Source organism: Enterobacteriaceae bacterium Kacie_13 (assembly GCA_013457415.1).
GTDB lineage: Bacteria > Pseudomonadota > Gammaproteobacteria > Enterobacterales > Enterobacteriaceae > Rahnella.
In genome coordinates this window covers 4,381,727-4,393,929 of the sequence record CP045665.1, presented here as the reverse complement: position 1 = coordinate 4,393,929, position 12,203 = coordinate 4,381,727, and the positions used below count along the sequence as shown (strand labels likewise).

Here is a 12,203-nt window from a genome sequence, read left to right as displayed (position 1 = left end):
TAAATAAATTTCGCCAGGTTTAATTGGCGGAGAGACTTTTAAGAAGATTTGAGCCTGCATCAGAAAGTTCAAAATCTGCTTTTAATTCAAATCCCTGAATTCCGCTTTTTCCTGCCGATGTTAATACGGTATTGGCTTGCGCATTGGTATCCGGAATAACCAGATTGTGGTTATCGGTATTACTGTTTGCATAGCCGCCTTTTTCACCCTGTGGATTAATACCGTCAAATACCCACTTATAATTCACCAGGGAAATAATCGGTGTTTTATCTGTATCGGAAACAGTTTCCCGGTCTGTAGGATCCCATTGCCCGTTTTTATTACTGTCATAGGCCACTCTGAACTGATATTCGTGACCTAATAAAAGAGAATTGCCTTTTGTTGCGGTCAGATTTACATCCGGATTTTGTGTATCCACAATCGCCGTGACGATTTCTTTATTTCCGGCATTAAAGTCCACCAGAACCTGATTAGTTTGCTGGGTTTCATGGTCAGCCGGAATAGCAATAATCGAAAAAACACCCGGCAGCGTACTGGCAATCGTTGATTTCCCTTTATCCGGAGAATTCACGTAATAAAGGCCGCCGGTATTTTTATCGCAATCCCCTTTGGAAGCGTGGATTTTAATTTCATGCTCATGATTTTTATCAGCAACGGCATAAGCATGGAAATTCATGTTCAGGTTTTCGCCGGTCAGCGCTGTCGATTCGCCCTGTAACCCGGAAACTTTCGCGCCGGTGGCTTCCAGAACGACCGTGTCTCTGCCATTTGCGTTGCGCTTCACGGCTTTATCACTTTGCGGATCGTTTTTAATCGCCAACTGATAACTGACCGGCGCTTCGGACACTTTAATTTTCACCACATTGGACTGCTTGCTGTCGCCTTTATCATCGCTAAAGGTAACCGCTAAATCGTATTCGTTAGCGTGCGGGTCTTTCGAGTTGACCCACGCCGGGAAGGTCAGCGTCCAGTGGTTATTGTTACCGGCACTGATGTTCGATGACGGTGACAGCGCCGGTAAGCCCAGCTTATTTTCGGCAGAATATCCGCCAACCGGCACCCAACGCGCCGATGCAATTTTGCGGTGAGATTTAATGTCCGCATTTAGCGTCCAGTGACATCCTTCGTAAGCCTGCGCCTCATCGGGGTCATCGCCCAAAATACATTGCGGCGCTGTGCTGGTCGGTTTGAGATAGACGTTGATATCGAGATCTTTCACTTCACGGTATTCCAGCACGATATCGTTGTTGCGATCGACAAAGTCCATCCGGCTGCCCGCCAGCGTACGCATATCGGCAACCGCAGAGGCATCCAGTTGTTTCGAAAGCGGCGTGCCGATGCGGTAATCAAAACTGATATTCGCCGTGACTTCATTCTGATCGGAATTACCTTGCTTATATCCCACACCGATCATCACCAAAGGCACCGGCGTGTAATCTACGCCCAGCGTCACAGAGGACGGATCTTCCTGGAGATTGTCGGTGCCAAAAAGCGCAACCTGTTCGCCATAATATTGTTCATAAACCAGCGATGAACCTAATTGCGGATAAAAAGGTAAATAGGTCTGAAGACGGACATCCCAGCCCTGAGCCGGACGTTCTTCGTAATTATCGAAGTCCGCTGACGCTTTCCACTTAGACAAAGGAATATAATAGTTTCCGCTAAGTTTTAAGAAATTCGTCCACACTTCAGAACCAATGCTTCCCCGGCGGTGGCTACGGCTGATGTCATAATCATAAAAAGCATTTACGCCCAGCATCCAGTCCTGACTGACGTTATATCGAACGCCTGCACCGATGTTTGCGATATTACGGCCATCTTTACTGTGCGTTGAAAACTGGTTAAAAATCAGCGTACTTTCACCGGCATACCAGGGAATTAAATAATCCAGTGATGAACCGTCCAGGTTGCCGTCATCGCCAACATTCAGCGTCGTTTTGATGTGACCGTAAGGCGACAACAATTGCTCCGCTTGTGACTGCACGGCCTGCGTCGCTGCGCCTTTTCCGTACTGATACAGCTGACTTTTCGCGCCTTCGACGCTGAGGTTTTGGAAACCCTGCTGAGCTTCGTTTGTTAAAACTTGTGCAGATTTATTCCCGAGAGTCTGACGCACGCTTTCATTATTACTGGCCGGAATCTTATCTGAAAATACATCCTGACTGCCCAGTGTTGGAAGGATGAAACCTTCTTGCGCGCAGACAGGAAAGCTCATCAAAATATAAAGTGCGACCTTTATATATTTAAATGGCATGTATTTTTTCATAATGAATTATCGAGTTTAATAAGTAAAATCTTTGTCAAGGAATTACGCCTGTCCATAAATGGACTATTTCATCACCCTTAATGGGGCAGAGAGGCTGGTTATTATCTTTATCCTTCCTGGTTTTGCAATATTAACGCGCGACAATACTTGAGAAATAAATTATTAACGGAAAATTAAATGCTGTGTTATTTGTTCCGTGAATGAATAATACGCCTATAGATTCTATTTTTGTATATCCATAAATGGACGTATCCTTAATTATTCAGAAGGATCGCAGCCCGGGGCTCCTAAACCGGTGTTTCAATTTGTTGCTAAAACAACCTTTTGCTAATAAAGTCAAAGACTCATTTACGGCTACGTAACACGCCTGAACCTTCTTCGTGAGATGCGAATTCCCATGCCTGAACCTGCTTCCCCCGACCTTACTGCGGCCAGCCCGTCAAAGACCACGCTGCGTATTCTCTCCATACTGGTGTTCAACTTTGCCAACTATCTGACCATCGGTCTGCCGCTGGCTATTTTGCCGGGCTATGTGCATGAGCATCTGGGGTACAGCGCGTTCTGGGCGGGGCTGGTGATCAGCCTGCAATATTTCGCCACGCTGCTGAGCCGTCCGCACGCCGGGCGCTACGCTGATAAAGTCGGACCGAAAAAAGTCGTGATGCTCGGGCTGAGCGGGTGTCTGCTCAGCGGTCTGTTTTACCTGCTGGCGCTGTGGTTCGATACCTCCCCGGCGGTCAGTCTGGCGCTGTTGTGCGTCGGGCGTTTACTGCTGGGTGCGGGGCAAAGCTTTGCAGGTACCGGCTCGACGCTGTGGGGCATCGGCGTGGTCGGCTCCCTGCATATCGGCAAAGTGATTTCGTGGAGCGGGGTGGTGACTTACGGCGCGATGGCCATCGGTGCGCCGCTCGGCGTGTGGATATTCGGCCTCGGCGGACTGACGCTGCTTTCAGTGTGCATCATTGCGGTGGCGCTGACAGCGTTGCTGGCGGCGTGGCGTAAAACACCGGTCGCGGGTAAAGCCGCGCCGCAGATCCCGTTTCGTCAGGTGCTCGGCAAAGTGCTGCCTTACGGGCTGACGCTTGGCCTCGCGTCTACCGGTTTCGGGGTGATCGCCACCTTTATCACGCTGTTTTATGACGCCAAAGGCTGGTCTGGCGCGGCGTTTTCCCTGACCTTCTTCAGTGCGGCCTTTGTCGGTATGCGACTGCTATTCCCCAACTGCATCAATCGCTTCGGCGGGCTGCGCGTCTCGCTGGTGTGCTTCTGCGTGGAAATCGTCGGGCTGATTATGGTGTTTTTCGCCCCGACGTCTGCGGTGGCGATGGGCGGCGCGTTCCTGACCGGCGCGGGCTTCTCGCTGGTGTTTCCGGCGCTCGGCGTGGTGGCCGTCAAAAAATTGCCGCAAGAAAATCAGGGCAGTGCGCTGGCGACCTATTCGGCATTTCTGGATTTATCGCTCGGTGTGACCGGGCCTCTGGCGGGCATTCTGATGGCGCAGGCGGGAATTGATGCGATTTATCTCGGCTCAGCGTTGCTGGTGCTTATCGCCATGGCGCTGGTTCTGCGGCTGCTGTTAAGCAAAACCCCGCAGGAAACCAGCGCTTCTGTCAGAACGGATTAGTTGGAACGGATACGGCCCATGTGCAGTGTGTCGACGTATTCGCCGTTACGCAGTGCATAGCATGGGCTGAGCCCCTCAACGCTGAAACCAAACTTTTTATATAGCGCGATCGCCGCCTCGTTATCAGCATATACCGTCAGCTCGACGCGTTTTATCTGCAACCATTTGTCGCACAGCTCCAGTGCTGCCGCGACAAGTTTGCCGCCCACGCCTCTTCCCTGAAAGCCGGTATCCACGCCGATGCCGAACGTTGCCACATGGCGGCGTCGCCAGGGTTCTTCAATCATCAGCGTCAGATTGCCCACCAGTTTGCCATCAATGCAGGCTACCAGCGCGAAGCGGTTCGGTGACGGATTGGCCAGACGACCTTCCCACAGGGCTGCAGGGGGATACGGGAGTTGCAGGGTGTCGCTGTACACAGGAACCTGAGCGTAGAGATGTTGAAGGGCTTCTGCGTCCGTAGTTTCTGCGTGGCGGATAACGATTTCGCTCATAGCGACACTCCTTTTGTTGTGGTTACTGTTTGAATATCCTCTAGATTTATCAGGAATTGAAAAAGTGTCAATCCTGCGTGTGATTAAAAATAATGCTTTACAAGTGCGAATGATAATGATTATTATTGCCATGCGTTCCGGGGATGGCCTCACACCAAGGTCAAACGGGTCCCCATGAATGCACGACATTGCTCACATTGCTTCCAGTATTATTTAGCCAGCCGGGTGCTGGCTTTTTTTTGTCCTTTTTTCGTCATACCTCGGGCTGGCAGTGCGTTGGCTGCGTGCGTTCACCCCGGTCACATAACGCGGTTGTGTGCTCTTAAAATATCAACAATTCCTTTGAATTTAGCTATCTGCGTTTGTTCATATTTTTTGAACAGAGGAGTGAGATTTTTACGCTTTCTTATTCCCAGCCGTTGACTAGACTAGAGAAAACATTGAGGAGAGTTGAACATGATCTACTTACGCAAAGCACAAGAACGCGGTCACGCAAGTCACGGTTGGCTGGAAAGCTGGCACACGTTTTCTTTCGCCGATTACTACGATGCGAACTTCATGGGTTTCTCCGCGCTGCGGGTTATCAATGAAGACTTCATCGACGAAGGGCAAGGGTTTGGTAAACATCCGCACAAAGACATGGAAATCCTGACCTACGTGCTCGAAGGCACCGTGGAACATCAGGACAGCATGGGCAACAAAGAGCAGATACAGGCGGGTGAATTCCAGATCATGAGTGCCGGGACCGGCGTGACGCACTCCGAGTACAACGGTAATAAAGACCGTAAATTGCACCTGTATCAGATCTGGATCATTCCTGACAAAAAAGGTCTGGAACCGCGTTACGAACAACGTATGTTCGACGCACCACAAGGCCGCCAGCTGGTGCTTTCACCGGATGCCCGTGAAGGTTCGCTGAAAGTGTTCCAGGATATGGAACTGTCCCGCTGGGCGCTGAAAAAAGACGAACAGTCTGTGTATCAGATTCAGGCAGAACGTCGCGTGTGGATCCAGGTGGTGAAAGGCACCGTGTCGATCAACGGCCAGAAAGCCGGGCCGAGCGATGCGCTGGCAATTTGGGATGAAACGGCGCTGTCCGTACATGCTGATGAAGACAGTGAAATCCTGCTGTTTGACCTGCCACCGGTCTGAAAACAGTTCTGAAAATAGTGTAAAAGCGAAAGGCGGCTCCGGTCGCCTTTTTTACGTCGGCTATCTGAAGCTGACGTTAATCCCCAGTTGCCCCTCATACCCCATGCCCGGCAGGCTTAAATTGCGGTAATGCGTGATATCGCTGAAAAACGCCACGCGCTTTGACAGATTCGCCGTCAGCCCAATACCATCCTGTAGCCAGCGCTCCGTCGCCGGTGGCTCGATTTCCACCGTGTTCACCGTCACCGCCGATTTATCCCCGACGTTGCTCACCATGTCGATATGAAAATAGGGCGTCAGCGTGCGGATATCCCGCTGTGCCTGACGGAACAGGCGCAGGCCGCCACGTACCTGACCGCTGTTCTGGCGGATCGCTTTCACGTGACTGTTATCGGTATCGAACGAATCCATGTGCAAATGCTGGGTGATAAACTGCGCCTGCGGTTCGATTGCCCAGTTTTCGCCGAGCCTGAAAGGCTTACCAACCTCAACGGAAATCGTCGAACCATACCCGTTCGGCTTGGCATTCAGGCGGGTGGATAAGTCTTCGCGATAAAACGTGTTCTGATTGACGATGTTCAGGTAAGCGCCACGTGACGTGGTTGCGCTGTAATATCCACCTATCCCCAGAGACGCTGTCGAAATATTCCCCGTGCTGAGCACCTGCCCGACCATTCGCAGCGCGCTGTCTTTGGTGTCGGTGGTCTGATTGCCGAGCGTGGCGATCACCCCGGCACGACGTTGCCCGCCGCCCGATCGTTCTTCCTGATAAAGATCTTTACCGATCTGCGCGAACCAGATATTCGAGGCGTGATGGGCGGTATCGTAGGTATCCGCATTATGACTGCCGCTGAGCAAACCCCAGGTGCCGTTTTCGCGGTTTTTCGGCGCATTACTCTCCCGTTCGAGGTAAGTTCCCACCGTTTTAAAACCATATTCCCGATTCAGGTACGGCGCGGTTACGTACGCATTTTGCGCAGGCGCCGGGTCAGCTGCCGTTGCGGCACTTTCATGCAAGGCGAAGCTTGTTATTCGTCCAAGTAAAAACAGCAGCGCAAAGGCCGCAAGGGTTTTGGTCCTGCCTGAAATTGCCATGAGTGTCTCTACCTGTGCCCTGAGATGAGTAAGTAAGGCGGGTAATATAGGTCGTTATTTGCACAAGGCTAATCACACTGCATCAGAGAGATAAATGTCAGGCAGCACGCGGCTCACAGGCCGGTGTGAGGTTTTTTAGGGTAGCCAGAACAGGGCTGATTTCGCGTCCGTTTTCGCTAAAAAAAACCAAAAGACGCGATGGTGTCATAGTCCTTCCCTTTAAAAGTTGCTGACAATTTATTTAACTTCGTGACGCTTTTCACAGCCTGGTGCGAACCAGTCCCGATTTTATGAGCACGCTCGCATTCCGGTATTTCAATTATGGAAACCGGTTTCCAAAGAGACTCAAATACGGTCAGCAACACAAAACGGGCAGAACATTCATTATCTGGGAGTAAAGCAAAATGAAAAAAATCATGCTTTGTTGTTCGGCGGGTATGTCGACCAGTTTGTTAGTTCGAAAAATGAAAGAAGTTGCCGCAGAGCGCGGTGAGGAAGTCCAGATCGAGGCCTTCGGAGCCAGCGAATTTGACGAGAAATTCCGCGATTATCAGGTGGTGTTGCTCGGGCCGCAGGTGCGTTACATGCAGGCTGATTTATCCAAAAGAGCGGCAGAATTCCATATCCCGGTCGAAACTATCAACATGATGGATTACGGTATGCAGCGCGGCGATAACGTACTCGACTTCGCTTACGGGCTGATCGCGCAGGAAGGAAGCCGCGTATGAGTGGCCTCTATCAGGCGATGGTCAACGTCATTGAAAAGCACATCACACCACTGGCCGGCAGCGTCGGCCAGCAACGGCATGTGATTGCGATCCGCGACGGCTTTATCGCTGCGCTGCCGTTTATGATCATCGGCTCATTCATGCTGGTGTTTATCTTCCCGCCTTTTTCGCCGGATACAACCTACGGCTTTGCGCGCGGCTGGCTGGATCTGTCGCTGAAATACCGTGAACAGCTGATGCTGCCGTGGTATCTGAGCATGGGCGTCATGACTTTTTTTATCTCGGTGGGGATCGGTGCCAGCCTCGGCAAGCATTACAAACTCGACCCAATCATGACCGGTTTGCTGGCGTTTATGGCGTTTCTGCTGGTCGCTGCGCCATATCATGACAAACAAATTTCCACGCAGTATTTCTCCGGTGAAGGCATTTTTACCGCCATTCTCACCGCCATTTACGCCGCCGAAGTGTATGCACTGCTCAAACGCCGCAACATCACCATCCGCCTGCCGAAAGAAGTCCCGACCGGCGTGGCGCGCTCGTTTGAAATCCTCATTCCGGTGATTGTGATTGTTGCCACGCTGCATCCGCTGAATCTGTTTATTCAGTCCACCACCGGCATGATTATCCCCGAAGCCATTATGCATCTGCTGGCGCCGCTGGTATCCGCATCGGATTCCCTGCCTGCGATTTTGATTTCGGTATTTATCTGTCAGGTTCTGTGGTTCGCCGGGATCCACGGCGCGCTGATTGTCACCGGCATCATGAACCCGTTCTGGATGACCAATCTGGCACTGAACCAGACCGCGTTACAGGCTGGCACACCGCTGCCGCATATCTATTTGCAAGGTTTCTGGGATCACTATTTGCTGATTGGCGGCGTCGGCTCGACCCTGCCGCTGGCAATTTTATTGCTGTGCAGTAAGGCCGTGCACCTGCGTACCATCGGCAAAATGGGCGTGGTACCGAGCTTCTTTAATATCAATGAACCGATCCTTTTCGGTACGCCGATTATCATGAATCCGGTGTTTTTCCTGCCCTTTACACTGGTACCGATGCTCAACGCCGTCTTCGCTTATACCGCCACCAAACTCGGCTGGGTCGCGCAGGTCGTGTCGCTCACGCCCTGGACGACGCCAGCGCCTATTGGTGCGTCATGGGCTGCAAATTGGGCGTTCAGCCCGGTAATTATGTGTCTTTTCTGTATGGTGTTATCGGCAGTTATGTATTACCCGTTCCTGAAAGCCTACGAACGTACGTTGCTGAAACAGGAAGCGGAAAAGGCCACCACACAAACGGCGGGTAACGCCGTGCCAGCAAACAGCTAAAAGCTAACGGACAGCGAGGATGACGATGAAATATCAATTTCCAAAAGAATTCTGGTGGGGCAGTGCCAGCTCAGCGCCGCAAACTGAAGGGGAAACCCTCAGCCACGGCAAAAGCGCTACTGTCTGGGATCACTGGTATTCACAGCAACCGACGCGTTTTCACGGCGACGTCGGCCCGCAGGACACATCGACGTTTTATAAAAACTGGCGCGAGGATATCGCGCTGCTCAAGCAGCTGAACCACAACACCTTCCGCACCTCGATTTCCTGGGCGCGCCTCATTCCCAACGGGCGCGGCGACGTGAACCCGGAAGCGGTCACCTTCTACAATCAGGTGATCGATGAAATGCTGGCGCAGGGCGTGCAGCCGTTTATCAATCTGTTCCATTTCGACATGCCGATGGCGATGCAGGAAATCGGTGGCTGGGAAAACCGCGAGGTGGTTCACGCCTATGAAAAATACGCTGATACTTGTTTTAAGCTGTTCGGCGACCGCGTGAAGCACTGGTTTACCTTCAACGAGCCGGTCGTGCCGGTGGAGGGCGGTTATCTGTATGATTTCCACTATCCGAACGTGGTGGATTTCAAACGGGCGGCGACCGTGGCCTATCACACCATGCTGGCGCATTCGCTGGCGGTGAAAGCCTACCGCGCCCGTCAGCAGGGCGGTGAAATCGGTATTATCCTTAACCTCACGCCGTCTTACCCGCGCTCGCAAAATCCTGCGGATCTCAAGGCTGCGAATATTGCCGATTTGATGTTTAACCGCAGTTTCCTCGATCCGGCGTTGCGCGGTGAATATCCGCAGGAACTGGTGGATCTGCTGAAAAAGCACGATCAGCTTCCGGCCTGTCAGGATGGTGACAAAGCGTTGTTGCAACAGGGCGTGGTCGATTTGCTCGGTATCAACTATTACCAGCCACGCCGCATTCAGTGTCGCGACAGTATGGTCAATCCGGAAAGTCCGTTCATGCCGGAATGGTTCTTTGACAACTACGTCATGCCGGGGCGAAAGATGAACCCGCACCGTGGCTGGGAGATCTACGAGCAGGGTATCTACGATATTCTGACTAATTTGCGCGAAAACTACGGCAATCCGCGCTGTTTCATTTCTGAAAACGGCATGGGCGTGGAACATGAGCTGCGTTTTGAGAAGGACGGGCGGATCGACGATGATTACCGCATTGAGTTCGTCAGCGGACATCTCAAATGGTTGCATCGCGCGTTGCAAGAAGGCAGCGGCTGTCTCGGATATCATATGTGGACGTTTATCGATTGCTGGTCGTGGATGAATGCGTACAAAAACCGCTACGGTTTTGTGCAGCTGGATCTCGATACGCAAAAACGCACGGTGAAAAAGAGCGGTGAATGGTTTGCAAAAATCGCTGCCGAACACGGTTTCGACTAACAGATAACGCGGTTAAACAAGGAACGACATGGCAAACATTAACGACGTTTCGCGGCTGGCTAACGTGTCGAAAGCGACGGTTTCCCGTGTCCTGAGTGGCAGCCGCGGAGTAAAAGAGGAGAGCCGCCTGGCCGTGATGCAGGCGGTGGAAACGCTGCAATACAAACCGAGCATGATCGCGCAGTCTCTCTCGACACAGTCTACCGGCTGCATCGGTGTGATTTGCGCGGCGGAAAACATCAACCAGAGCACCGGCTACCTGCATGCGCTGGAAAAAGAACTGCGGCTGAATCAAAAATATTTACTTCTCAGATTTGCTACCGACGCCGCCAGCCTCTCGCATTCCGTGGATGAGATTGGCCGCGGCCTGTGTGACGCGATGATTGTGATCGGCGCGCGCTTTGCCCTTCCCTCGCTGCCTGATAACGTCATCACTATTGATTGTCTGGACGCGGAGTCCGCACGCAGTATTCATTTTGACCGCAGCTTCGCGACCGAAACGGCCTGCCAGTACGTGTTACAGCAGGGGCGCAGGCAGATTGCGCTGATTAACGTCGAACACAGCGAAGCGGCGGGGCAAATCCTTCAGGGTTATCATCTGGCGCTGGAGAAGTTTTTACTGCCTTACGATCGACGGCTGGTGCACAGCGGCGAACAGGCGCTGACGCAACTGCTGGCGCAGAATGTGCCGTTCAATGCGCTGCTGGTGCCCGACGATGCCACCGCGCAGGACGCATTGCGCCAGCTCGCCCTGCTCGGACGCGCGGTGCCGCAGGCGGTGATGGTCTTCAGTCTCGACAGCACGCTGCCGCCGGGCGCGTCGGCGGTACCGGCGATCGCCTACCCGCTGGAAACGCTGGCGCAACGGGCAATGGCGCTGCTGGCCGGACAGTTCTCCGCGAATACTGGCGAACCGGTGCGCGGCCAGCTCTGCTTACCGGCCTGATCCACCTCGCATGTCGCGCAGCAACGGATACCCGCCTGCGCGAATGTTTGCTAACATAACCTCCTGATCCCTCACTCTTTCACCGGCCGCATCTCATTGACTGTCATGAAGAAAAAAAGACCCGTACTCCAGGATGTTGCCGATAAAGTGGGCGTCACGAAAATGACGGTCAGCCGGTATTTGCGCAATCCCGAACAGGTTTCCGGCGCGTTGCAGGAAAAGATTTCGGCCGCGCTCGATGAGCTGGGATACATCCCCAACCGCGCCCCGGATATCCTCTCCAACGCCAAAAGCCGCGCCATCGGCGTATTGCTGCCCTCGCTGACCAATCAGGTGTTTGCCGAAGTGCTGCGCGGTATCGAAAGCGTCACCGATATTCACGGCTACCAGACCATGCTGGCGCACTACGGCTACAGTCAGGAACGCGAAGAGCAGCGGCTGACGTCGCTGCTTTCCTACAATATCGACGGGCTGATTTTGTCCGAACGCCATCACACCGCGCGTACGCTGAAAATGATCGAAGTCGCCGGTATTCCGGTGGTGGAGATGATGGACTGCGTCTCACCATGCGTTGATCTGGCGGTCGGGTTCAATAACTTCGAAGCCGCACGGCAGATGACTCAGCAAATCATCGCGCGCGGGCACCGTCACGTGGTCTATTTCGGCGCCCGCCAGGATGAACGTACGATAATCAAACAGCAGGGTTACGAGCAGGCGATGCGTGAATCCGGCCTTGAGCCGTACAGCGTGATGACCAGCCGTTCGTCGAGCTACAGTGCGGGCGCGGAATTATTGCGTCAGGCGCAAATAGACTGGCCGCAAATCGACAGTATTTTCTGTACCAACGATGACCTCGCGGCGGGCGCATTCTTCGAATGCCAGCGTCAGGGGCTGCGTATTCCGTCCCAGATGGCGATTGCCGGTTTCCACGGCCACAACATGGGGCAGGCGATGGAGCCGCCGCTCGCCAGCGTCCTGACGCCGCGCGAAAGAATGGGGCAGATCTCCGCCGAACGCCTGCTGGCCAGACTGCGCGGCGAAAACGTCGTCCCGCGCATGGTGGATGTCGGATTTACGATTTCGCCGGGCGGGAGTATTTGAGCTCAGAACGCGGATAAAAAAATCCCCGGCGCAAGGCCAGGGATTCGCAGGTTTCAGACGCAGG

At 53.1% G+C, this 12,203-nt stretch carries 11 protein-coding genes; 8 read left to right on the top strand and 3 right to left on the bottom strand.

The window, feature by feature from the left end; translation table 11 throughout:
* Positions 1-19 precede the first annotated feature (19 nt).
* The gene (locus tag GE278_20195; GenBank protein ID QLK62929.1) at positions 20-2,266 is read right to left on the bottom strand and encodes an intimin-like inverse autotransporter protein SinH; all 2,247 of its coding nucleotides are present in this window, start codon (positions 2,264-2,266) and stop codon (positions 20-22) included.
* 397 nt (positions 2,267-2,663) lie between these two features.
* On the opposite strand from GE278_20195, the gene GE278_20190 reads away from it, so the two are divergent.
* On the top strand, positions 2,664-3,890 hold the full coding sequence (locus GE278_20190; protein QLK62928.1) for an MFS transporter: 1,227 nt from the start codon (positions 2,664-2,666) through the stop codon (positions 3,888-3,890).
* Here the strand turns inward: GE278_20190 and GE278_20185 are convergent.
* Positions 3,887-4,384, bottom strand: coding sequence for a GNAT family N-acetyltransferase (locus GE278_20185; GenBank protein ID QLK62927.1), 498 nt, complete (start codon positions 4,382-4,384; stop codon positions 3,887-3,889). The two genes, GE278_20190 and GE278_20185, sit on opposite strands and share 4 nt — an antisense overlap.
* Before the next feature lie 143 nt (positions 4,385-4,527).
* Here GE278_20185 and GE278_20180 point away from each other — a divergent pair, with 143 nt between their 5' ends.
* Positions 4,528-4,710: a hypothetical protein gene (locus tag GE278_20180; protein ID QLK62926.1), complete on the top strand. Its 183-nt coding sequence runs from the start codon at positions 4,528-4,530 to the stop codon at positions 4,708-4,710.
* A 130-nt stretch (positions 4,711-4,840) separates the two neighbouring features.
* A complete protein-coding gene (locus tag GE278_20175; protein QLK62925.1) occupies positions 4,841-5,536 on the top strand; it encodes a pirin family protein in 696 nt (231 codons plus the stop codon).
* Positions 5,537-5,596: 60 nt separating this feature from the next.
* Here the strand turns inward: GE278_20175 and GE278_20170 are convergent, their stop codons facing one another.
* The gene (locus GE278_20170) at positions 5,597-6,631 is read right to left on the bottom strand and encodes an autotransporter outer membrane beta-barrel domain-containing protein (protein ID QLK62924.1); all 1,035 of its coding nucleotides are present in this window, start codon (positions 6,629-6,631) and stop codon (positions 5,597-5,599) included.
* Between the two features lie 404 nt (positions 6,632-7,035).
* Between GE278_20170 and GE278_20165 the strand changes: the two genes are divergently transcribed.
* The 5 genes from GE278_20165 (at position 7,036) to gntR (ending at position 12,139) form a co-directional block, all read left to right on the top strand.
* The gene (locus GE278_20165) at positions 7,036-7,359 is read left to right on the top strand and encodes a PTS sugar transporter subunit IIB (protein ID QLK62923.1); all 324 of its coding nucleotides are present in this window, start codon (positions 7,036-7,038) and stop codon (positions 7,357-7,359) included.
* Positions 7,356-8,684 carry a PTS sugar transporter subunit IIC gene (locus GE278_20160; GenBank protein ID QLK62922.1) on the top strand — a complete coding sequence of 443 codons (1,329 nt, stop codon included), beginning with the start codon at positions 7,356-7,358 and terminating at the stop codon, positions 8,682-8,684. Before GE278_20165 ends, GE278_20160 begins: the two co-directional genes overlap by 4 nt.
* 25 nt (positions 8,685-8,709) lie before the next feature.
* Positions 8,710-10,092: a family 1 glycosylhydrolase gene (locus GE278_20155; protein ID QLK62921.1), complete on the top strand. Its 1,383-nt coding sequence runs from the start codon at positions 8,710-8,712 to the stop codon at positions 10,090-10,092.
* A 28-nt stretch (positions 10,093-10,120) separates the two neighbouring features.
* A complete protein-coding gene (locus tag GE278_20150) occupies positions 10,121-11,038 on the top strand; it encodes a LacI family DNA-binding transcriptional regulator (GenBank protein ID QLK62920.1) in 918 nt (305 codons plus the stop codon).
* A gap of 105 nt (positions 11,039-11,143) precedes the next feature.
* Positions 11,144-12,139, top strand: a complete 996-nt coding sequence (gntR, locus tag GE278_20145; protein QLK62919.1) for a gluconate operon transcriptional repressor GntR — start codon at positions 11,144-11,146, stop codon at positions 12,137-12,139.
* The last annotated feature ends 64 nt before the right edge of the window (positions 12,140-12,203 follow it).